The 22,589-nt window shown below is 65.2% G+C and carries 23 protein-coding genes; 21 read left to right on the top strand and 2 right to left on the bottom strand.

Features of this window, described 5'->3' with window-relative positions; all coding sequences use genetic code 11:
- The first annotated feature begins 351 nt into the window (after window positions 1–351).
- The 21 genes from HNQ66_RS08255 to HNQ66_RS08155 all read left to right on the top strand — a co-directional run bounded on the left by HNQ66_RS08255 (window position 352) and on the right by HNQ66_RS08155 (window position 20,565).
- Window positions 352–1,344: a fibrinogen-binding protein gene (locus HNQ66_RS08255; RefSeq protein WP_184142880.1), complete on the top strand. Its 993-nt coding sequence runs from the start codon at window positions 352–354 to the stop codon at window positions 1,342–1,344.
- Window positions 1,345–1,488: 144 nt separating this feature from the next.
- Window positions 1,489–3,513 (top strand): hypothetical protein, encoded by a 2,025-nt coding sequence (locus HNQ66_RS08250; RefSeq protein WP_184142877.1) that lies wholly within the window; start codon window positions 1,489–1,491, stop codon window positions 3,511–3,513.
- A gap of 17 nt (window positions 3,514–3,530) precedes the next feature.
- On the top strand, window positions 3,531–5,840 hold the full coding sequence (locus tag HNQ66_RS08245; RefSeq protein ID WP_184142875.1) for a type I secretion system permease/ATPase: 2,310 nt from the start codon (window positions 3,531–3,533) through the stop codon (window positions 5,838–5,840).
- A gap of 1 nt (window position 5,841) precedes the next feature.
- Window positions 5,842–7,191 carry an HlyD family type I secretion periplasmic adaptor subunit gene (locus HNQ66_RS08240; RefSeq protein WP_184142872.1) on the top strand — a complete coding sequence of 450 codons (1,350 nt, stop codon included), beginning with the start codon at window positions 5,842–5,844 and terminating at the stop codon, window positions 7,189–7,191.
- A 20-nt stretch (window positions 7,192–7,211) separates the two neighbouring features.
- Window positions 7,212–7,703, top strand: coding sequence for a hypothetical protein (locus HNQ66_RS08235; RefSeq protein ID WP_184142869.1), 492 nt, complete (start codon window positions 7,212–7,214; stop codon window positions 7,701–7,703).
- Between the two features lie 109 nt (window positions 7,704–7,812).
- The gene (locus tag HNQ66_RS08230; protein WP_184142866.1) at window positions 7,813–9,477 is read left to right on the top strand and encodes a GNAT family N-acetyltransferase; all 1,665 of its coding nucleotides are present in this window, start codon (window positions 7,813–7,815) and stop codon (window positions 9,475–9,477) included.
- A 136-nt stretch (window positions 9,478–9,613) separates the two neighbouring features.
- Entirely contained in the window at window positions 9,614–9,832 is a 219-nt protein-coding gene (locus HNQ66_RS08225) for a hypothetical protein (protein WP_184142863.1), read from the top strand.
- Between the two features lie 248 nt (window positions 9,833–10,080).
- Window positions 10,081–10,851 carry an FCD domain-containing protein gene (locus HNQ66_RS08220; protein WP_184142860.1) on the top strand — a complete coding sequence of 257 codons (771 nt, stop codon included), beginning with the start codon at window positions 10,081–10,083 and terminating at the stop codon, window positions 10,849–10,851.
- Window positions 10,848–11,684 carry a 5-dehydro-4-deoxy-D-glucuronate isomerase gene (gene kduI / locus HNQ66_RS08215; RefSeq protein WP_184142857.1) on the top strand — a complete coding sequence of 279 codons (837 nt, stop codon included), beginning with the start codon at window positions 10,848–10,850 and terminating at the stop codon, window positions 11,682–11,684. Before HNQ66_RS08220 ends, kduI begins: the two co-directional genes overlap by 4 nt.
- 4 nt (window positions 11,685–11,688) lie before the next feature.
- Entirely contained in the window at window positions 11,689–12,444 is a 756-nt protein-coding gene (kduD, locus tag HNQ66_RS08210; RefSeq protein WP_184142854.1) for a 2-dehydro-3-deoxy-D-gluconate 5-dehydrogenase KduD, read from the top strand.
- 33 nt (window positions 12,445–12,477) lie between these two features.
- A complete protein-coding gene (locus HNQ66_RS08205; protein WP_184142851.1) occupies window positions 12,478–13,161 on the top strand; it encodes an amino acid ABC transporter permease in 684 nt (227 codons plus the stop codon).
- Between the two features lie 8 nt (window positions 13,162–13,169).
- Window positions 13,170–13,823, top strand: coding sequence for an amino acid ABC transporter permease (locus HNQ66_RS08200; protein ID WP_184142848.1), 654 nt, complete (start codon window positions 13,170–13,172; stop codon window positions 13,821–13,823).
- Window positions 13,807–14,535 (top strand): amino acid ABC transporter ATP-binding protein, encoded by a 729-nt coding sequence (locus HNQ66_RS08195; protein ID WP_184142845.1) that lies wholly within the window; start codon window positions 13,807–13,809, stop codon window positions 14,533–14,535. The genes HNQ66_RS08200 and HNQ66_RS08195 overlap by 17 nt, the downstream gene beginning before the upstream one ends.
- Before the next feature lie 60 nt (window positions 14,536–14,595).
- Window positions 14,596–15,390, top strand: a complete 795-nt coding sequence (locus HNQ66_RS08190) for a transporter substrate-binding domain-containing protein (RefSeq protein ID WP_184142842.1) — start codon at window positions 14,596–14,598, stop codon at window positions 15,388–15,390.
- Window positions 15,391–15,505: 115 nt separating this feature from the next.
- Window positions 15,506–15,757: a glycine zipper domain-containing protein gene (locus HNQ66_RS08185; RefSeq protein WP_184142839.1), complete on the top strand. Its 252-nt coding sequence runs from the start codon at window positions 15,506–15,508 to the stop codon at window positions 15,755–15,757.
- A gap of 41 nt (window positions 15,758–15,798) precedes the next feature.
- A complete protein-coding gene (locus HNQ66_RS08180; RefSeq protein ID WP_184142837.1) occupies window positions 15,799–16,050 on the top strand; it encodes a hypothetical protein in 252 nt (83 codons plus the stop codon).
- Between the two features lie 59 nt (window positions 16,051–16,109).
- Complete coding sequence (locus HNQ66_RS08175) at window positions 16,110–16,361, top strand: hypothetical protein (protein ID WP_184142834.1); 252 nt, start codon at window positions 16,110–16,112, stop codon at window positions 16,359–16,361.
- 170 nt (window positions 16,362–16,531) lie between these two features.
- On the top strand, window positions 16,532–17,359 hold the full coding sequence (locus HNQ66_RS08170) for a transporter substrate-binding domain-containing protein (protein WP_184142831.1): 828 nt from the start codon (window positions 16,532–16,534) through the stop codon (window positions 17,357–17,359).
- A 63-nt stretch (window positions 17,360–17,422) separates the two neighbouring features.
- The gene (locus HNQ66_RS08165; protein ID WP_184142828.1) at window positions 17,423–18,703 is read left to right on the top strand and encodes an NAD(P)/FAD-dependent oxidoreductase; all 1,281 of its coding nucleotides are present in this window, start codon (window positions 17,423–17,425) and stop codon (window positions 18,701–18,703) included.
- Between the two features lie 16 nt (window positions 18,704–18,719).
- The gene (locus tag HNQ66_RS08160; RefSeq protein ID WP_184142825.1) at window positions 18,720–19,691 is read left to right on the top strand and encodes an amino acid ABC transporter permease; all 972 of its coding nucleotides are present in this window, start codon (window positions 18,720–18,722) and stop codon (window positions 19,689–19,691) included.
- Complete coding sequence (locus tag HNQ66_RS08155; RefSeq protein ID WP_246434235.1) at window positions 19,681–20,565, top strand: DMT family transporter; 885 nt, start codon at window positions 19,681–19,683, stop codon at window positions 20,563–20,565. The genes HNQ66_RS08160 and HNQ66_RS08155 overlap by 11 nt, the downstream gene beginning before the upstream one ends.
- A 6-nt stretch (window positions 20,566–20,571) precedes the next feature.
- On the opposite strand, the gene HNQ66_RS08150 is transcribed toward HNQ66_RS08155, so the two are convergent.
- Entirely contained in the window at window positions 20,572–21,384 is an 813-nt protein-coding gene (locus tag HNQ66_RS08150; RefSeq protein ID WP_184142822.1) for a PfkB family carbohydrate kinase, read from the bottom strand.
- A gap of 82 nt (window positions 21,385–21,466) precedes the next feature.
- Complete coding sequence (locus HNQ66_RS08145) at window positions 21,467–22,480, bottom strand: SIS domain-containing protein (protein WP_184142820.1); 1,014 nt, start codon at window positions 22,478–22,480, stop codon at window positions 21,467–21,469.
- Window positions 22,481–22,589: the final 109 nt, after the last annotated feature.

Below are 22,589 nucleotides of genomic sequence, written 5' to 3'. Positions count from 1 at the left end.
TGAGGTGAAGGGATTAGACCTCAAGAGACTAATCCCAATTCGGGTCTAGGATTGCATATCTGTTTCGTATTTATTTCGTACCGTGAACCGGCCTTCGACAGATAAACAGAAACCGAGGTCGCGTTTTCTAGCTGAGATCTGAAAAGATTATCGCTGCGGAGCTTTGAATAGTTTCGCGGCAAGGGAGGATGCTTGCGGTTCGCAAAGGTTCTTCCTGATCGGCTATTCGCTGCAGGGGAGATGTCTAAAGTTCCTCTGCATTGGGCAAACCTGGAGCAGGCGCGAGTAAATCCCATTTGAGATGAGAGGGATTTCGTGAGCGGCTCCATTTCTTTCCGAATGGAGAAAGTCATGTCCTACGATCCGAAAGGCGACGAAACCAATGTCGGCGCACTCGCTGAAGGCTTTGCCAACAGCGCCATCAACGAAACCGAGATCAGCGACGATTCGACCGGCTATGTCGGCGGCCTCGCCAATGGCGACAACCGCAACAACACCGACGTCGACGTGGACGCCAAGGTCGATGTGGATGCCAACAACGGCAACGACCGCAACAATTCCTACGACTGGGATTACGACAGCAAGACCACGACGCTGAACGACACCGACACGAAGACCGTGACGGATATCGACACCGACATCGACACGGACATGAAGTCCGTGAAAGGCAGCTACAATTCGTCCGAATATGACTGGAGCTACGACAGCAAGTCCTATTCGGACAACGACACGAAGACCGTGACGGACGTCGACACCGACATCAAGACGGTCTCCGACAATGACAGCAAGACCGTCTCGGACAACGATACCAAGACGGTCACCACGAACACGGCCGACAGCTTCAACCACACCGATACCGACTTCGCGATCCTCGACGACGTCAAGGACTTCGACAATCTCGGCATCGCCGGCCGCGACCTGACCTTCGACATCGGCGACGACTTCTCGTTCACGCTCGACGTGGACCGGATCCTCAACGATTCCCTGAACGGCGCCGGCAACGATTCCGGCTTCAGCGCGATCCAGGCGAACCACCTGGCCGACCAGGACGTCGCCTATGACCTGCGCATGAACAACGAGGATGCCGACAACAACCTGAAGGCCGACGGCGGCACCGCCTTTGGCGACGAAGGTATGAACATGGACGGCAAGGGCTGGGATCTGGGAGCGGGCGACGACGTCTCCGGGGCCAGCACCGCGGATGCCTCGGCGATCCTCGCCAATTCGGGCTTCCACTTCGAGCTGGTGCAGGGCGCCAACCTGCTCACCAACTCCATCGACAGCAGCGTCGTCGGTGCCGACCACTACGTCACCAATGTCGGCGAAGACACATCCGGTTCCTGATGACATCTCATCCGAAGACGAGGTCGCGCCGGCGTGCCGGCGCGACCTCCATGGCATGTAGGCCTGGCGTCAAGGGGTGAGAGCAGCGGCCGCCGACTGCGGCCAGATCATTGCCCCCCTTGTCCCAAGGCGAGGGAGATCGACATGCTGCTCGACAGGACTTCACAGACCATCGCCCATTTCATCGGCTATTTCGACATGGTGATCGAGGAGGCGCGGCTGCGCATCCGCCAGACCGAAGGCGCCGTCGTCGTCGAAAACGACAGGCCCGTGGCGGATTTCGAGGCGCTTGCGCCCGGCTTCGCCTCGGACTTCGACCTCAAGGGATATATCCCCGACGTGCCCTACAGGGGCGTTGCCTACGGGTTTTACGGCGGCAGCCATTTCCACGGCTCCCATATGAGCCTCAGCTTCAAGTGGCAGCCGCTGGAGCTTGCCGATCTCGACCTGCCCAGCCTTCGCCTGCCGCTGCCGGTGATCGAAATGCCGACGCCCGAGCTCTTCATCTTCGCAGGCCCCGGTTCGGCGCATACGCACATGATCCAGGTCAACCTGCTTTTCGACAACGATTACGTCAACATGACCGGCGAGCCGCATCCGCTGGTGAGCACGGCCTTCGTGCACGAGCGCATGCTCGAATATGTCGACGAGGCATCCGTTTACACCGACCGGACCACCTTCCTGCGGACCGACAGCTACGAGACCTTCGGCAGGATCGCAGGCTTCCTCGATACGCTGGAGGACGACCTGGCGAGGCAGGACCGCCCGCCGATCCACGAGGGCGCCGGCAGCGAGTTCGTCGCGACCGGCGCGGATGTCGCCGGCATCCATGTCAACGGCGAGCTGCGCGAGGTAATCCCTTCGCTCGAGGACCTCCTGCCCGATCGGGGCCTTGCCGAACCGCCGGAAGATCCGGACGAGGAGGATGAAGAGACGGAGCTTGCCGAAACCGCTCCCCCGGCCGACAACCTCGTCATCGATGCCGGCGCGAACGTCGTCGCCAACGTCGCCGCCGTCACCAATGTCGGCATCGTGACCCCGGTCATGAGCGTGATGGGCAACTACCATCAGGTCGACGTGATCGCCCAGGCGACGATCTACAGCGACGTGGACGACGACAGCCGCGATGCCGGTGGCGTGGCGGCAGGCCACGGCGGCTCGACCACGCAGGCGTTCAACATCGCCTCCTTCCAGGAGGTACTCTTCGAGGCCGGCGGCGGCGAGGCGGGCGACGGCGGGGCGCCGGTCTTCCCGACCGACTGGATCGTCAGCCGGATCGACGGCGACGTCTGCTTCATGGAGTGGATCGAACAGTACAATTTCGTCACCGACAACGACCAGCTCGTCATCACGTCGACGGGCAGCGACGTGACCATCCTGACCGGCGGCAACACCGCGATCAACGTGTCGACCTTCTTCGGCATGAGCATGTACTACGATCTCGTGATCATCGGCGGCGACGTCTACGACATGAACGTCATCAACCAGGTCGCCGTCCTCTACGACAACGACTGGCTGGTGCGCGAAGGGCAAACGCCGAGCGCGACCACGTTCGATTCCAGCGGCAATCTCCTCTGGAACCAGGCCTCCATCACCAATGTGGGTGCGGGCGACCGTTTCGAGGCCATGCCGGACTACATGCAGAATGTCGTCCAGGCCATCGACGACCGCGATGTCGACATGCCGAAGGGCCTTGCGGGCGACAGCCTGTTCGAGGGCCAGCAGACGCTGAGCGTGCTCTACATCACCGGCGATTTCTACAAGCTGAACTATGTCAGCCAGGTGAGCGTCCTCGGCGATGCCGACCATGTCAGCCAGGCGGCGGTGGAATATCTCGCCGAAAACGACGATGCGGAGGTCACGGTTCGGACCGGCAACAATGCCGTCGTCAACATCGCAGAAATCGTCGACTACGACGCTTTCGGTTCCACCACCTATCTGGGCGGCGGCCTCTATACGGATGCCATCCTCATCCAGGGCGGACTGATCGAGGAGGACGACACGCAGCCCCAGCCGGTCGAAACGCGGCTCGCCAACGAGGTGATTGCCTTCCTCGACGACGCCGGCGACGACAACCCGGATGCGGCGGACGGCGCCATCACGTCCGGCCATGACTATTCATGGAACACCGCCATGCCGTCCGATGCCATGCAGACCGTGGTTGCCTGAGACCGGGGAGGGGACCCATGAACTTCATTCCGCAGAATACCCGCCGGCTCGGCGTCCATACGTCGCTTTCGGTCGATATCGGCAGGAAGGGCAAGCGCCATTCCGAGGCCGATCCCGAGAGCGAGAACAGGGTCACCGAACTGTGCATCGCGGCGATAGACGAGGCCGTCGCGGCGCTGACGAAGATGGCGGAGGACGGCTCGGAGCCGGCCGCCATATCGGAGGTTCGGGAGCCCCCGGCGGAAAAGCCGGTTTCCCTCCGGCGGGAAGAGCTCGACGCCGCCAACAGGCGCATGGCCGAAAAATCCGCCCGGCCGCTCCCCGCTCCCCGGCAAAAGCCCGCATCGAGGCGCAAGGCGGAGAAAGGACAGGCCGCCGCGGAGGAAAGCGTGCAGGAGAAGGCCGAACCGCAGGCGCGGCTGCGCGAGGCCGAAGTGGAGAAGGCAACGCCGGTCCAGCCGTTCGGCCGCACGATCGAGGGCGATACAGGCCCGGTTCGCGCAGCGGAACGGCGACCTCAGGGCGGTGGCGGCGGCGATGGCGGGATCTCCTCCGGCAATGGCGGAGGGGGCGGCGGTGGAGGCGGCGACGGCGCGGCGTTCCACAAGCGCAGCGGCCCGGTCAATTTCGCCGCGAGTCTTGCCAAGGCCATGGCGGTTGTCCGCCACAACCTTTCGATCGTCATGGTGTTCACGGTGGCGATCAACATCCTGCTTCTCGCCATTCCCCTCTATCTCTTCCAGATTTCCGACCGCGTCCTCACCAGCAGGTCCATGGACACGCTGATCATGCTGACGGTCGTCGTCGTCGGGGCCGTCCTGCTGCAGGCTTTCGCCGACAGCATCCGGCGCTTCATCCTCATGCGCACGGCGGTCGAGCTGGAGGTGCAGCTCGGCGCGCCCGTCCTCAGCGCGGCCGCGCGCGCCTCGCTGCACGGCAGCGGCAAGGACTACCAGACGCTGCAGGACCTCCAGCAGCTTCGCAGCTTCCTGACCTCGGGCACGCTGATCGCCTTCCTGGATGCGCCGCTGATGCCGTTCTTCGTGCTGGTGGTCTACCTCGTCCATCCGCATCTCGGCATCATCATCATGACCTGCTGCTCGGTGCTGTTCTTCATCGCCTTCCTGAACCAGAGGTTCACGGCGCGGCACTATGCTGAGGCGACCGGGTTCCTCAGCCGCGCCAATCTCCAGCTCGATTCCATGTCGCGCAACTCGCAGATCATCAACGCGCTGGCGATGATCCCGGAAGCGGTGAAGATGTGGGGGCATGACACGGCGGGTTCGCTGAAGGCGCATGTCAGGGCGCAGGACCGTAACATCGTCTTCACGGGCTGCTCCAAGGCGTGCCGCATGCTCACGCAGATCACCCTTCTCGGCTGGGGCGCCCATCTCGCCCTGACGGGGCAGCTCACCGGCGGCATGGTGATCGCCGCCTCCATCATCTCGGGCCGCGCGCTGGCGCCGATCGAAGGGGCGATCGAAGGCTGGAACCAGTTCAACAAGTCGCGCGCCTCCTATGGCCGCATCAAGCAGCTCCTCCTCTCCTCGCCGCTGAACTTCGCCCGCCTGCGCCTGCCGCAGCCGGAAGGCCGGCTCGATGTCGAGCGCATCCTGTTCGTCCCGCCGCCGCAGAAGCGCGTCATCCTCAACGGCCTCTCCTTCTCGCTGAAGAAGGGGGAATCGCTTGCCGTGATCGGCAATTCCGGCTCCGGCAAGACGACGCTCGGCAAGATGCTCGTCGGCTCGATCATGCCGACCTCCGGCTCCGTGCGGCTCGACCTCATGGACCTGCGCAATTGGGACCAGCGGCAGTTCGGCGAGAGCATCGGCTACCTGCCGCAGGACGTGCAGCTCTTCCCCGGCACGATCAAGGCCAACATCGCCCGCATGCGCGACGACGTGGAGGACCGCACGATCTTCGAGGCCGCGATGCTGGCCGACGTGCACGAGCTGATCGCAAGCTTCCCCCAGGGCTACGAGACGATCGTGACAGCCGACGGCTCACCGCTCTCCGGCGGCCAGAAGCAGCGCATCGCGCTCGCCCGTGCCTTCTTCGGCAATCCGAAATTCGTCGTGCTGGACGAGCCGAATTCCAACCTCGATCCTCCCGGCGAGGCCGCCCTCGCGCGCGCCCTGCAGCATGCCAAGCGGGCGGGCATCACCACCGTCACCATCACCCAGCGGCCCTCCCTGCTGCAGGTCGTCGACAAGATCCTCGTCCTGAAGGAAGGCACGGTCGCGATGTTCGGGGAGCGCGTGAAGGTGCTGGAAGCGCTGACGCGCGCCACGAACGGCCAGGGCAACCCCACCATCGAGGGCAAGTGAGATGGCGAAGGACAGGAAAGTACCGGCGATCCACGACCAGTCCGACTGGTATGCCGACGTGCCGCGGTCGATCCGCTCGCATGTGCTCGTCGGCCTCACCGCGATCGGGGTGACGTTCGGCGGGTTCGGCGTGTGGGCCGGCACGGCGCCGCTCGCCTCGGCGATCATCACCTCCGGCAGCTTCGTGGCGACCGGCAACAACAAGATCATCCAGCATCTCGAAGGCGGCATCATCAAGGAGCTGCATGTCAACGAGGGCGACAAGGTCCGCGTGGGCGACATGCTCGTGACGCTCGACGATACGGCCGCGCTTTCCAACGAACGCGCCCTGAAGCTGCGCTGGCTGCGCCTCGAGGCCGTCGTCGCGCGGCTGCGGGCCGAGGCGCTCGGGAAAAAGGTCTTCGAACTGCCCGAGCTGGTGCGCAAGGAAGCCAGCGACCCCGATGTCGTCGCCATCGCCGAGAGCCAGCACGTCATCTTCAACAGCCGCAAGGTCAAGCTGGAAGAGCAGTTGAACCTGATCGAGAAGAACATCCGCTCGCTGGAATACCGCTCCAAGGGTTATCGCGGCCAGATGGCGGCGCTGGAGCGCCAGGTCGCGCTCCTGTCGGAAGAGCGCGATTCCAAGGAGAAGCTGGCGAAGATCGGCTACATGAAGCGGACGGACTACCTCGCCGTCGAGCGGGCCATCGCCGACGCCATGGGCGACATCTCGCGCATCCAGGGCGAGGTGAACGAGAGCGACGCGCAGATCGACCGCTACAAGCAGGAGGCCGTCATCGCCGTCAACACGCTCAAGCAATCGGCGCTCGACGCGCTGGAGACGGCCGAATCCGACCTCGACGGCGTGCGCGAGCAGATGCGCGAGGCATCCGAGGTGCTGGATCGCACGGTCATCCGTTCGCCGGTCACCGGCACGGTGGTGCGCTCCTACTACCACACGGCCGGCGGCGTCATCACGACCGGCAAGCCGATCATGGAAATCCTGCCGGCCGGCGTTCCCCTGATCATCGAGGCGCAGGTGCTGCGCACCTCCATCGACCAGATTCATCAGGGCGAGAAGGCGACCGTCCGCCTTTCGGCGCTGAACAGCCGCACGACACCCGTGCTGGAGGGAAAGGTGATCTATGTCTCGGCCGATTCGGTCGAGGAAGGTCCCGTGACCTCGCCCAAGGACGTCTATATCGTGCGCGTGCGCGTGCCCGAAACGGAGATCAAGCGCGTGACCGGCTTCCATCCGGTGCCGGGCATGCCCGCCGACGTGCTGATCCAGACATCGGAGCGCACGTTTTTCCAGTATATCACCAAGCCGATCGCCGATAGCATGTCGCGGGCGTTCAAGGAGCGGTGACCGTTGGTCGGGAGGTGGCCATGGGCAACATGCCTGATGTTCTCCTTCAGGTGGGCAGGCTCAACTATGTCTGGACGAACACCGAGAGCCTGCTGATCTACGTGATCGCGCACCAGCTCGGCGTCGACAAGGAAACCGCCGTCGTGATCTTCCTCACGCTGAACACGACGCGGGCGCGCATCGACCTCGTCGAGCGCCTCGCCAAGCGCGGCACGACGGCGCCGGCCGACCGCGATTTCATCCTCGCCGCCATGGGCCGGCTGAAGCGGGTCAGCAAGGTCCGCAACAAGTACAACCACAGCATCTACGCCTTCGACGAGAAGGGCGATATCGCAAGCACCCAGTTGATGCGGCTCGTCGAGACGGAGCAGTCCATCCTCTACGGCAAGGTCGAGCAGATGGACCAGCGGGAGTTGCGTCAGCTTGAAAAGGGCATTTCCGAGATCGCCGACATCAGCAAGGCGCTGTGGGCCTTCATCCATGCGAGCCCCTTCCTGAAGGATGCCCTCTAAGCTGTGCCGGATTAGCCCTATTTGATGGGGCCGATGACCCCTTCGGTCCATGTCGGCGCCCCCCGAAAGCCTCTACTATGGGGCGAGGTCGGTCGATGGGGTGGGTGTCATGCAGGTCAAATGCATCGAGACGATGGAGGCCTTCGTCGCTTTGAAGGACAACTGGGAGGCGGTGTTTGCGGCCGATCCCCATGCGCAGCATTTCCTCTCTCATGGCTGGCTCCGGCGTTTCCTTGCCCGCAAGAAGCGATGGTTCATCCTCGCCCTGAAGGAGAAGGATCCGGGCGCCCCCTTCGTCGCCTTCTTTCCGCTGCGTCTCCAGACCCGGCAGGACAAGGACGGCCTGTTCTTCGACGAGATCGTCATGGCCGGCAATTATGCCGCCGACTATACCGGCTTCCTGTGCCTTCCGGAGTACGAGCGCTATGCCGTGGCCGGCTTCTGCAAGGTCCTCAGGCAGCAGGTCTGGAAGGAGATCAAGCTCGATTATTTCAACGGCCCGCCGGAGCGGCGCGAGGCGATGATCCGCGCGCTGGAGGGCCCGCGGGTGATGTTCCGCAGGAGAACCCCGCTCAACGAGCAGAAGATCGACGCCACGATCTGCCCGCAGATCCATCTTCCAGAGAGCTGGGACGCCTATCTGGAACGGCACATGAGCAGCCAGACTCGGCAGAAGCTGCGGCGGTTCCTGCGCAAGGTGGAAGGGGGCGACGAATTCCGCATCACCCATGCCGATGCCGAGACGATCGATCGCGACCTCACCATCCTCTTCGATTTCTGGCGGACCCGCTGGTCGCCGGTCAAGGGGGCGGAAAGGACGGAAGAACTGATCCGCAGCACGCGGCAGATGCTCATGGATTGCTTCGAGGAGGGCGATCTCGACGTGCCGGTGCTCTGGCACGGCGAGCGGCCGCTGGCCGCGCTCGCCAATATCGTCGACGCCGGCAAGAAGGCGATCCGCTTCTACATCACCGGACGCGACGAGACCTGGACCACGCCCTCGCCGGGGCTGATCCTCCACGGCTACTGCATCCGCCGGGCGATTGCGGACGGCTTCCGCCTCTACGATTTCCTGCGCGGCAACGAGCCCTACAAATACATGTTCGGCGTCGAGGAGCACCGGATAAGCTGCGTCGAGTTCAAGACCCGCGACGGCAAGAACCTCGGAGGCAAGCTCAATCCGGACAGCATCGATTTCGTCTACCGGCAGGCGCTCGATTTCAACCGCCGCGGCAAGCGGGTCGATGCCGAGCGCGCCTTCCGCCAGGTGGTGGAGGCGGCTCCCGACCATCTCGGCGCGGAGTTCGGCCTTGCCAATCTCCAGGTCCTGCGCGGCAACCTGGCCGAGGCCGAGGAGGCCTTCCGCGCGCTCCTGCCGCGCACGCCGGACCCGAGGCCCGTGCTGATGCGCCTTGCCGACGTGTGCCTTGCCCGCTCCGCCTATCCGCGGGCGATCGAGGCCCTGCGCGACGTGCTTCGCCTCGAGCCGTACAAGGGCGAGGCGCTCTACAAGCTCGGCGTCGCCTCGCTGGTGCTCGGCGAGCGCGAAGCGGCAAGGCAGGCCTGGTCCCAGCTCGTCGAGCACGGCGCCCCCACCGGGACGCGGACGGATTACGTGGAGAAGGCGCGGCGGGCCCTCAACCGTCTGCCGGTGGCAAGACGGCCGAACCGCGGCATCCTCATCAATCCGCCACCCGCCCCGCCCGCCGGTATCGATGTGCAGGCGTTCCTCATGATGACCCGGCGCAAGACCGGCGCCGCCTTCCTCAACTGACGGACGCGTCCCTCATTCCTGCCTTTCGGGGGAAGCGACGCGGGCCAGCCAGCGCCGGATGGCCGTCTCTTCCTCCGCCGACAGGCCGTTCACGATGTCCTGCTCGATGGCGCCGGTGTAAAGGGGCGACGCCTCGGTGAAGGGCTACGGGCCGGGCACCGGCTTTGCGGCGCCTCCCGCCGCCCTGCCGCTTCATGTGGATGCGGCCGCCTATGCCGCATTCCTCGCGGTCGACCGCGGCGCGCCGGGCGCCTTCAACATCGCCGAGCCGAACGACGCGGTCGCGACGGAAAAGGCCATTGCGGAACTTGGCTGGAGCCCGGAATTCCGCCTGACGGAAAACCTGCCGGCATAAAGCAGAAGGCCGCGGCCGTCTCTTCTTCCCGCCAAAATCCCTGTCGATAATTGCCGAGCTTTTTCAATGGAAAAGGCACGATCCGATAGCGCGCGGAATCGCGTTTTCGGCGGGCGTCTCCAATTTTCTTGCGAAGACTGTTGCGCTTAGTTGGATACTAATATACTACTTCTGTCGATCAAACGGAGGTGCTGGTCGGTGGGCAGGAACGGGCGTCATATCGTTGTGCGGGCGGGGAGGGCTCTGTCGTGACCCAGGCCCGCAGGAAGCGTTCGCTTGCCGGCGTCACGCCGATCTCCCATCAGCGCGCGGCGGCCCCGCGTGCGGCGACGCTCGTCTACAATGCGCTGCGCGACGACATCATCTCGCTCCGCCGCAAGCCGATGGACCTCCTGAACGAGAAGGAACTGGAGGCCGAATTCGGCGTCAGCCGGACGCCGATCCGCGAGGCGATGCTGCGGCTTTCCGACGAAGGCCTCGTCGACGTCTTCCCGCAGTCGGGCACCTTCGTCTCGCGCATCCCGCGCCATGCCCTCTACGAGGCGATCCTGGTGCGCAAGGCGCTGGAGGACACGACCGTTTCCATCGCCGTCGAGAAGATGACGCCGGCGGGGCTTCGCGCGCTGGAGCGCAACCTTGCCGATCTCGGCGCCTGCGTGCGGGACGACGACGTCGCCGCCTTCCATGTGCTCGACAACGATTTCCACAAGCTGATCAGCGATATCGCCGGCTTCCCGGGCATCTGGGCCCTCATCCAGCAGGTCAAGGTCCATTCGGACCGCTACCGCCTCCTCACCCTGCCGCAGGAGGGCCGCCTTGCCCGCGTCATCGAGGAGCATTCGGCCGTGATCGACTGCATGAAGGCCGGCGACAAGGCGGGCGCCACGGCCGCCATGAGCTTCCATCTCGGCAAGCTGCTCGGCGAGGTCGAGACGGCCGAGATCTGGGATCCGAACTATTTCATCGAGGATGCGAAATCTCCCGTGGCATCCGCCGAACAGAAGGAGAAGAACCCATGAAGATCGAGGTGCGTCACGCCTCCCATCCCGAAGCGGTCCGCGGTTACGACACGCAGACGCTGCGCCGGCACTTCCTGATCGAGACGGTGTTTGCCGCCGGCGAGATCCGGCTCACCTATTCCCATTATGACCGCATGGTCGTCGGCGGCGCGACGCCGCTCGGCGAGGCGCTCGCCCTCGGCGCGCCGAAGGAGATCGGCCAGGACAGCTTCCTGGCCGAGCGCGAGCTTGGCGTCCTGAATGTCGGCGGGGCCGGCCATGTCGTCGTCGGCGGAACGCGCCACGCGCTTTCGAAATACGATTGCCTCTATGTCGGCAAGGGTGCAGGCGATGTCCGCTTCGAAAGCGTCGACGCCGCCGCGCCGGCCAAGTTCTATCTCGTCTCCACGCCGGCCCATCAGGCCCATCCGACGGTGCTGCTCACCCGCGACAAGGCGCGCCACCTGACGCCCGGCGAGGCGGCGACCGCCAACAAGCGCTCGATCTACCAGTTCATCCATCCCGAGGTCTGCCAGTCCTGCCAGCTCACCATGGGCTTCACCATGATCGAGGAGGGCAGCGTCTGGAACACCATGCCCGCCCACACGCACGACCGGCGCATGGAGGCCTATCTCTATTTCGACCTCGATGCCGACCAGCGCGTCTTCCATTTCATGGGCGAGCCACAGGAGACGCGCCACATGCTGGTCGCCAACGAGCAGGCGATCATCTCGCCGCCCTGGTCGATCCATTCGGGCGCCGGCACGAAGAACTATAGCTTCATCTGGGCGATGGGCGGTGACAACAAGAGCTTCACCGACATGGACCATATCGCGATTGCGGACCTGAGGTAGGACGATGGCCAATCCCTTCGATCTTTCCGGCCGCACCGCCATCGTCACCGGCGCCAATACCGGCATCGGCCAGGCGATCGCCGTGGCGCTTGCCGAGGCAGGCGCGTCGATTGCCGCCGTCGGCCGTTCCTCGATGGAGGAAACCGAGGCCCTGGTCTCGAAGGCGGGCAGCCGCTTTCACGCCATCAAGGCCGACCTTTCGACCATCGAACCCGTCAAGGCCATCGTCGCCGAGACGCTCTCGGCCTTCGGCCGCCTCGATATCCTCGTCAACAATGCGGGCATCATCCGGCGGGCCGACGCCGTCGACTTCACGGAAGAGGATTGGGACGCCGTCATCGACACCAACCTGAAGACGGCGTTCTTCCTGTCGCAGGCGGCGGGCCGCCACATGCTCGAACAGGGGAGCGGCAAGATCATCAACATCGCCTCGCTCCTGTCCTTCCAGGGCGGCATCCGCATCCCGTCCTACACGGCCTCCAAGAGCGGCCTTGCCGGCATCACCAAGCTGCTCGCCTGCGAATGGGCGGGCAGGGGCGTCAACGTCAACGCTATCGCGCCGGGCTATTTCTCGACCAACAACACGACGGCCCTGCGGGAGGACCCGGACCGCAGCGCGGCGATCCTCGCGCGCATACCGGCCGGGCGTTGGGGGACGCCGGCCGAGCTTGGAGGAGCGGCCGTCTTCCTGGCGTCGGCCGCGTCCGACTACGTCCACGGAACGGTCATCCCGGTGGATGGGGGCTGGCTCGCCCGCTAGCCGCAGCGTGATCCGCACGCATTGGAGGAGGAAATGCACTATCAGTTCGATTTCGGGGCGCTCCTGCCCTATTGGCAGAGCTTCCTGTCGGGCGCGCTGACCACCATCGAGATCACCGTCTTCTCGGTGATCATCGGCCTGGGGATCGGCATCGCCTGCGCGATTGCCCGCCGCTCCCAGGTCGCCGTTCTGCGCGCGGTCGTCGGCGTCTATATCGAGGCCGTCCGCAACACGCCCTTCATCGTGCAGATCTTCTTCATCTTCTTCGGCCTGTCGTCGGTCGGCATCCGCATGCCGATCATCGCGGCCTCGGTCTTCGCGATGGTCATCAACGTGGGCGCCTATACGGCCGAGATCGTGCGCGCCGGCATGGATTCCATCCATCCGAGCCAGATCGAGGCGGCCCAGGCGCTCGGCCTGTCGAAGTTCCAGATCTACCGCGACATCATCATGCTGCCGGCCATCGAGCGGGTCTATCCCTCGCTCTCCAGCCAGTTCATCCTGATGATGCTGGCGACCTCGATCTGCTCGCAGATCTCCGCGGAGGAGCTGACGGGGGTCGCCAACAACATCCAATCGAACACCTTCCGCTCGCTGGAGACCTATTTCGTCGTCGCGCTGCTCTATATCGCGATCACCTACCTGATGCGCGCCGCCTTCTTCGGGCTCGGCCTCATCGCATTCCCGCGCCGTCGCCGGCTCGGGCTCGGCGTGTGAGGACCAGGATGTTCGGAGCCTTTTCCACCAACCATCTGATCTACCTGCTCGACGGCCTCCTGTGGACGGTCATCCTGTCCGCGCTCGCCTTCCTGCTCGGTGGCATCGCCGGCTTCTTCGTGATGCTGGCCCGCATCTCGCGCTTCCGCTGGCTGCGGCGCGTGGCGCTCGTCTATATCCAGATCGTGCAGGGCACGCCGCTGCTGATCCAGATGTTCATCCTCTATTTCGGCCTCGGCGTCTTCGGCATCTCGGTGCCGCCGCTCGCCGCCGCCGGCCTCGGCATGATGGTCTATACCAGCTCCTATCTCGGCGAGATCTGGCGCGGGGCCGTGGGCTCCATCGCCAAGACGCAGTTCGAGGCGGCCGAATGCCTCGGCCTGACGCGCTGGCAGGCCCTGCAGGACGTCATCCTGCCCCAGGCGCTGAAGATCGCGACGCCCCCGACGGTCGGCTTCCTGGTGCAACTCGTCAAGAACACCTCGCTCGCCTCCGTCGTCGGCTTCCTGGAGCTGACGCGCGCGGCGCAGGTCATCAACAACTCGCTGTTCCAGCCCTTCCTGGTCTTCGGCGTCGCAGCCTTCTTCTACTTCTGCGTCTGCTACCCGCTGTCGGCATGGAGCCGTTCGCTCGAGAGGAAACTCAATGTCGGTCGCCGTTAAACTCACCAATGTCGTCAAGCGCTTCGGCGAGCTGGAAGTGCTGAAGGGCGTGTCCTTCGAGATCAATTCCGGCGAGGTCGTCGCGCTCATCGGCCAGTCGGGCTCGGGCAAGTCGACGGCGCTGCGCTGCATCAACCAGCTCGAGACGATCCAGGGCGGCTCCATCGAGGTGTGCGGCCACCGCGTCGAGGACCCGAAGCTCGACGTGCGGGCGCTGCGCCGCGATATCGGCATGGTGTTCCAGAGCTACAATCTCTTCCCGCACATGACGGTGGCGCAGAACATCATGCTGGCGCTGCGCCGCGTGAAGGGCATGCGCAAGGACGAGGCCTACGAGGTCGCCAAGCCCGTGCTTGCCAAGGTCGGCCTTTCGGAGAAGATCGACAGCTATCCCGAGCAGCTTTCCGGCGGCCAGCAGCAGCGCGTGGCGATTGCCCGCTCGCTCGCCATGCAGCCGAAGGTGATGCTGTTCGACGAGGTGACGTCCGCGCTTGACCCGAAGCTGACGGGCGAGGTGCTGCGCGTGATGGAGGACCTCGCCCGCGGCGGCATGACGATGATCGTCGTCACCCACGAGATGGGCTTCGCCAAGCGGGCCGCCAACCGCGTCATCTACATGCATACCGGCAAGGTCTGGGAGACGGGAGGGGCAGACATCCTCTCCAACCCGCAGACGCCGGAACTGAAGGAGTTCATGGCCGAGGAGCTTTGAATTCAAGGAGGAGGACCTGCGCTTTCGCGCAGGGTCGGATCAACGAGAGAGGAGACTCACATGCCGACGAAAATGATCTCGAAGCTGGCCGTCCTGGCCGGCGCAAGCCTTCTGGCCTTCGCATCGGTCGCCAATGCCGATGTGCTGGACAACATCAAGAAGGCCGGCAAGGTGCGCATCGCCGTGGCGATGGGCATTCCGGAATATTCCTTCGTGGACGAGAACCTGAAGCCGACCGGCTCGGACGTCGAGACCGCGAAGCTGATCGCCAAGGACCTCGGCGTCGAGCTGGAACTGGTGGAAATCACCAATGCCGCCCGCGTTCCCTCGGTCCAGACGGGCAAGGCCGACATGGTCGTCTCCTCGCTCGGCATCACCGACGAGCGCAAGAAGGCGATCGACTATTCGGTTCCCTATGCGACGCTGGCGCTCGTCGTCGCCGCGCCGGCGGACGTTGCGATCAAGGACTATGCCGACCTTGCCGGCAAGCGCATCGCCGTGACGCGCGCCACGACCAACGACCAGGACATCACGGCCAATGCGCCGGGCGCCGATATCGTCCGCTTCGAGGATGACGCGACGCTGATCACGGCCGTCGTTTCCGGCCAGGTGAACATCCTCTCCAGCCAGTCGGCGGTCATCAACGGCATCAACAAGAAGATGGCGAGCAACCCGCTGGAGACGAAGTTCATCCAGAAGGAAACCGTTCTCGGCATCGGCATCCCGAAGGGCGAGACGGCTTTGAAGGAATGGCTCGACAAGTGGGTCAAGACCAATTTCGACAACAAGGTGCTGCGCGACATCTATCGCGAGTTCCACAATGCCGAACTGCCCGACGACCTGACCTCGCGCTAAGCGCGGAGAGGAAAACGCCGGGGTGGATGCCCCGGCGTTTTGCGTCAAGGTCCCGCTTCGTCGGAACTTACCGGGCTTCTGCGGGTTATCCGCTCGTTGAAACACGGAGGCTACGATGAAGAAGATGATCCTTATTGCCTGCATCGGCATGTCGCTTGCCGCCTGTACCGCAACGGAACGGGGCGCCGGGGTCGGTGCGGCGACGGGCGCCGTCGTCGGCGGGGTTGCGACCGGCAATGTCCGCGGCGCCGCGGTCGGCGCAGCCGTTGGCGGTGTCGCCGGCGCGTTGATCGGCAGCGTCGAAGACCAGCCCGGCCAGTGCTACTATCGCGACCGCTACGGCCGCCGTTACATCGACCGCTGCTGAATCCGTGATGTCCACCGCATGGTCTTCGCAGGGAGCATGCGGTGGAACAAAACGGCCGCTCTTCCGTTGAAATCCGGCAACGAAGGAGAAATGACTTGGAAAGCCATCGTTCTTCACCGGCGGTCGAATCCCTCAAGCAGGAACAGAAGAAACGGCCGCCGAAAGACGCCCTCAACGAGGGCCTCAAGGAAACCTTTCCGGGCTCCGACCCGGTTTCCGTGACGACCACGTCCATCCCCGCCGGCCGGACCGATGCCGAAGAGGCAAAGAAGGTCCGCGACGAGGACAACTGATCCCCACCGCCCCCGGTTCGCCCAGCGCCCGGGGGCGTTGCTTGCCCGAAAGGTCGACCATGACGGACATCCGCAGGCACGGTTTCGAAAGCGATGCGCAGTGGCGGGAACACCTCGAGGAGATCGAGGACATGGAGGCCCGCTCGGCCGAAAACCGCGCGCGCCGCGACCTTGCGGCCCTGCGCGCCGACCTTGCGGCATTGCGGGGCCGCCTTCGCGCAAGGGCCCGCCGCGGGCGGGCGATGCCGCTCTGGCAGCGCATGGCGGGTGCCGCCGCCCTTCTCCTCCTCTTCACGCTCGCAAGCCGGTAGGCAAAGGCCGGCGCGCCGCAAGGTCATTGCGCGCGGGCATGCGATAATCTGAATCTTTCATGAAGACGACGGGCAAGCCCCTTGACTCCGGTCGAGGGGTATTGAGACATATGGTTGTCAGACAACTTACATAAATGGGGATCCAGCCTGACGGATCACAAGGAGGACACATGAAAAAGCTCTTCATGCGATTGGCCGTAGGGGCCGCTTTCGTCGCTGCCGCCGTCTCGGCCCATGCCGGCCAGACGCTGGACCGTGTGATGGAAAAGAAGGCGATGGTCGTCGCCACCAACAGCGGCTGGCCGCCCCAGAGCTATCTCGACGACAACAACGAGATGGTCGGCTTCGACATCGACGTCTCGCGCGAGATCGCCAAGCGCCTCGGCGTCGAGGTCAGCTTCGAGACGCCGGACTGGGCGACGCTGACGGGCGGCCGCTGGCAGGGGCGCTACGACCTCGGCGTCGGCTCCGTGACACCGACCAAGGCGCGCGCCCAGGTCATCGACTTCGTCGGCATCTACTACTACAGCCCCTATGTCTACGTGGTCCACAAGGACAGCGACGCCAAGACTGTCACCGATCTCAACGGCAAGGTGATCGGCGTCGAGACGGCGACGACCTCGGAGGACTTCATCAACCGCCGCCTGGAGATCGACGCGCCGGGCCTGCCGCCGATCGAATACAAGCTGGAGCCCGGCGAGGTGCGCACCTTCGCCGATTCCATGCTGCCCTTCGACGACCTGCGCCTCGGCAACGGCGTGCGCCTCGACGCGGTCATCGCGCCGGAGCAGACGGCGATGAACGCCATCAAGAACGGCTACCCGGTCAAGGTCATCGAGGGCGAATATGCCTTCCGCGAGCCGCTCGTCGTCATCGCCGAGAAAGGCGATGCCGAATGGACCGCCAAGGTCGGCGGCATCATCGAGGAGATGAAGAAGGACGGCACGCTCGCCGCGCTGACCACCAAGTGGTACGGCAAGGACTACAGCGCCGATTGAGGCTGCCGGAACTTTCGGCGCGGGGGCATTCGTGCCCGCGCCCCATGCCTGAGGGGGAGCGACATGGCCTATCCGGATACCTATTACAAACGCACCATGGCGGACCAGACCGCGCGGCCGGCGCTTTCGGGCACGGTGGAATGCGACGTGGCGATCGTCGGCGGGGGCCTTGCCGGCCTTTCGGCGGCCCTGCAGCTTGCCCGTGCCGGCAGGAGCGTCACGGTGCTGGAGGCCGAAAGCGTCGGCTTCGGCGCCTCCGGCCGCAACGGCGGCTTCGTCAGCCCCGGCTATGCGACGGGCGGCGAGGAGATCGCCCGTATCGCCGGCAAGGAGAAGGCGCGCCAGCTTCATCTTCTTTCCGTCGAGGGCGTGGATTTCGTCCGCGACAACATCCGCACGCTCGGCATTGCCGACGCCAGGCCCGTGCCGGGCATCATGAGTGTGCTGCGCTACGACGACGGCGCAAGCCTCAAGGCCTATGCGCAGGAGGTGCAGCGGGAATACGGCTACGAGCTCGAATACATGGACCGCGACGCGGTCCGCGCGGTGCTGAAGTCGGAACGCTATTTCCAGGCGCTGCGCAATCCCAATGCCTTCCACATGCACCCGCTCAACTATCTGCGCGGCATCGCGCGCGAGATCGAGCGGCTCGGCGGGCGCATATGCGAGCAGTCGCCGGTAACGGCCACCGATCTCGGGGGCGCGGAAAAACGGTTGGCGACGGCCGGCGGCGCGGTGAAGGCGCGCGACGTCCTCTTCACGACGGGCGGCTATACCGGCCCGCTCAACGGCCGGCTGAAGCGCGCCTTCCTGCCCATCGCCACCTATGTCATGGTCAGCGAGGAGGCTCCGGAGCTGATCGCCTCGGCCATCGCCACGACGGACGCCATCGGCGACAACCGCCGGGCCGGCGACTACTACCGCGTGATCGACGACGGCCGGCGCGTCCTCTGGGGCGGCCGCATCACCACCCATGCCGCCTCGACCGCCGGCCTCGTGAAGGAGCTGCGCGCCGAAATGGTCGGCACCTATCCGCAGCTTGCCGGCCTCAGGACGGAGCTCGCCTGGTCCGGCCTCATGTCCTATGCCCGCCACCTCATGCCCCAGATCGGGCGGATGAGCCCCGGCGTCTGGTATTGCACCGCCTTCGGCGGCCACGGCCTCAACACGACGGCGATCGGCGGCAAGGTCATCGCGGAAGGCATTCTCGGGACAAGCGAGCGCCACCGGCTCTACGAGCCCTTCGGCCTCGTCTGGGCCGGCGGCCTTGCGGGCCTTGCGGTCGCCCAGCTCACCTATTGGAAGCTCCAGGCGCAGGACTGGTGGCGCGAACGCGCGGCGTAAGAAGGAAGGGCGGAACATGATCGGTCGTCTGATACTCACCTATCCCGAAGCCTCGCGGCGGGCAGGGGCCCTCATGGTTCTCGCCGTCGTCGTGGCGGGGCTCTATTCCATGGGCATCAGCTCGGCCTGGATCGGCCATCTCCTGCCGCCCTCGGCAAGCTGGCTCGGCGAGAACCCGGCGGCGGGCCGGCTGGTCTCCGCGCTGCTGATCGCGCTCATCCTCGCCGCCAACTGGAAGGCATTGCGCCAGCTTTCGCGGCGCCAGCAGGTCGTCGCGGTCTGGATCGAGCTGTTCGTGCTCCTGATGCTGTTCTTCTATTCCTTCGATCTCTCCTTCGCCTTCATCGCCAAGAAGATCGGCTTCCTCATCACGCAGGGCGTGACGACGACGCTCTACATCTCCGCCATTTCCATCGTCATCGCCACGGTGATCGCGCTCGCCGGCGCCATCGCGAAACTGTCGAGCAACGGCGTCATCTACGGCCTTGCGACCTTCTACACCTCGCTCTTCCGCGGCCTGCCGCTGCTCATGCAGATCTACATCATCTATCTCGGCCTGCCGCAGGTCGGCTATGTGATCAGCGCCGTGCCGGCCGGCATCCTGGCGCTGTCGCTCTGCTACGGCGCCTACATGACCGAGATTTTCCGCGCCGGCATCCAGAGCATCAACCGCGGGCAGACGGAGGGGGCGACGGCGCTCGGCCTCAGCCCGGCACAGACCATGGCGCTCGTCATCCTGCCGCAGGCCATGCGGGTGATCATCCCGCCGACCGGCAACCAGTTCATCGCCATGCTGAAGGATTCCTCGCTCGTGTCGGTCGTCGGCGTCTGGGAGATCATGTATCTCGCCCGCACCCAGGGCCAGACCGAGTTCCGCCACATCGAGATGCTGATCACCGCCTCGATGATCTACTGGATCCTGTCGATCTGCCTGGAATATGCCCAGTCCCGCATCGAGGAACGCTTCGGACGCTTCAATGCCCGCTGACGCCTCCGCAATGGAGGGCGGCGCTCCCTTCACGCCGTCGAACGGGCGCGGCGCGGTGCTCGTCCTTGCCGCCTTCTCCATCTTCTCGGCGACGGATGCCGTCGTGAAGATCATGACCGCGGCGATGCCGGCGCCGCAGGTGACGTTCCTCGTCACCGCCGCCGCGCTTGCCTTGCTGCTGCTCCATGCGCTTTCTACCGGCCGCCTGCACCGCCTACTGCCGCGCCAGCCGTCGCTCGCCTTCTGGCGGGCGCTGCTGCTTGCGCTCGACACGCTGCTGATCCACTACGCCTTCGCGCGGCTGCCGCTGGCGGATGCCTATCTCATCGCCTTCCTGACGCCGATCCTCGTTGCCGTCCTCGGCTTCGTCTTCCTGCGGGAGCGGCTTTCGGCCATCGGCTGGGCGGGCGTGCTGGTGGGGTTCGCCGGCGTCGTGGTGGCGCTGAAGCCCGGCGTGGCGCCGCTCAACCTCGGCCATGCGGCCGCCTTCGGCTCGGCGGTCTTCTTCGCCCTTTCGCTCATCCTGCTGCGCCGTGCGAAAGTGGCGGAGACGGACGAGGCGCTCGTCGCGAGCCTCCTCGTCGTGCTGACGCCGGTCGCCCTTTCCGTCGCGGCAGCCTCCGGCGGAATGGTAATGCCGGCTTCGGCAGACCTTCTTCTTGGCGCCGTCGGCGGGGCGATGATGCTGGGCGGCCATGCGCTGCTGGTGCGGGCCTTCCGCGTCGGCGAGGCCTCGGTGGTCGCGCCGTTCCAGTACAGCCAGATCATCTGGGGATGCCTTTACGGCCTCATTCTCTTTGCAACGCCGGTGGAGGTGCACACGCTCGCCGGCGCGGCGATCATCATCGTCTCGGGCTGGCTCGTCCTGAAGTAGGCCGCGTCAAAGCGGCTGCGGCACCTGCGGGAATCCGCCGACATGGGTGCAGGTGCGCGCGGCCCGGTCCCGCCCCGCTGCAAGGCAATCGGAAAGCGGCAGGCCGGCGATATGCGCGGCGAGGAAACCGGCGATGAAGCTGTCGCCCGCCCCGGTCGTATCGACGACCTCCACAGGCCTTACGCCTGCCTCGACGCGCACCTTGCCGTTGCTCGCCACCGATCCCCTGCCGCCGCGGGTGACGACGGCGAGCGGCACGCCGTCGTCGCCAAGGCGTCGCAGCAGGGCCTCCAGGGCCGCATCGTCGTCGCCCGCCGAGGCGAAGGCGATGGAAAGGCCCTCGGTGCCGAGATCGGCCGGGTCGGCATTGACGGAAATGTCCTGCGAGACGCTGACCCCCGCGCCCGCAAGCGCGCGGCGCAGCGCGCCTCCGTCGTCCATCCAGCCGATATGCACATGGTCCATGGTCGCAAGGAAGGCGATCCCGGCGGCATCGGGGCGGTAGCCGGCGCAGACGCCGAAGTCCTCGTGGAGGAAGACCCGGTCGCCGGAGGGCAGCGTCTCGATGTCCGTACAGGCCGTCACGCCGGGGCGCTCGCGCAGATGTGTGACATCGACGCCGTTCTCCTCCAGAAGCCGCCGCGTGTGACGCCCCGCATCGTCCGGCCCGACGGCGCCGAAATAGAAGGCGGCATGCCCGAGAAGCGCAAGCTGCACCGCGACGTTCACCGCGTTCCCGCCGACAAGCGCCTGCGAGACGGGGGGACGGTAGCGGTCGATGCAATTGTCGCCGACGGCGGCGAAGCGGAAGGTCTTCATGCGGGTCTCGAATGGGCGACAAGGCCGCGAATGCGGATGGTGCATTCGCGGCCTGGGAGGGGCATGCGTCAAGCCGCGGTTTTCAGTAGGCGACGCGCTTGTAGTAGCGGCGCGTCGTCAGCGGATGGTCGCGCAGGACTTCAAGATGGGCGCTGATGCGCTCGAGCACGGTCGCCAGCAGCACCGGCGAGACGAGCGCCCGCACCTCCGGCGAAATGCCGGGCAGGTCGAATTCGGCGGTATCGAGCACGGTCAGCCTGTCGGTATAGGTCGGCGCGAAGGTCTCGACGCGGTCGGCCAGCGGCCGCAGGGCATCCTCGCCCTTGAAGAGGATGACGCTGACGCCCTTCTCCACCAGTTCCAGCGTGCCGTGGAAGAAGTCCGAGGCATGGACGGGGCGGGTGCGGATCCATTGCATCTCTTCCAGGATGCACATGCCGTAGTAGAAGGCCTCCGGCCAGACGTTCCCCGCGCCGGTGACGATGTGGTAATCCGCGCCGGCCAGCACTTTCGCGAAGGCCTCGGCCTTCGGCTCGTAGGCGCGTTTCACCTCCAGAAGCAGGTCCGGCATCCGGGCGAGCTCGGCGACGATCGCGTCGTGGTTGGCGATCTCGCCGCGGTGCTTCATGACGGCGAGCGCGATGAAGAGGGATTGCAGGTAGAAGGATTCGCAGGACGTGTCGTCCTCGGCGAAGTTCACGAAGACGTGGTCGCCGCCCTTGCCGAGCGGCGTTTCCGCGTGGCCGACGAGCGTGAGGACGGTCGCGCCGGTCTCCTTCAGCTTCGCAAGGAGCGCCACGCTCTCCTTCGTCGTGCCGGAAAGGGAGGGCATCACGACGATCGACTTTTCCGTCAGGTGCGCCGAGCCGGTGATGACGAGTTCGGCCGGCATGTCGATGAAGGCGGGAAAGCGCGAGCGGCACTGGAGGAGCTGCGCTGCCGGCTGCATCAGGATCGCCGCGCCGCCCGTGCCGAGGAAGAAGATGTTCTCCGCGCCGGCCGCAAGGCAGGAGGCGATCACCGTTTCCAGCCGTTTCTGCAGGCCGACCGCGCCCGACTGGATGCGAAGGAATCTCTGTTCGTCAAAATTCAGCATGTCCTGCCCCGATAGATAGATCAAAGTTGTAAGACAACTGACATCATGGTTTCGCGCTGTCAAGCCGCGCCCGCTGGGGTAGGACGGAGCACGGCGAGGGCGGCGGCGT

This window comes from Shinella fusca, assembly GCF_014203155.1.
In the GTDB taxonomy this organism is placed as follows: Bacteria; Pseudomonadota; Alphaproteobacteria; order Rhizobiales; family Rhizobiaceae; genus Shinella; species Shinella fusca.
Note: the sequence above shows the minus strand (reverse complement) of the source record. Positions and strands in the feature narration are given on the sequence as shown.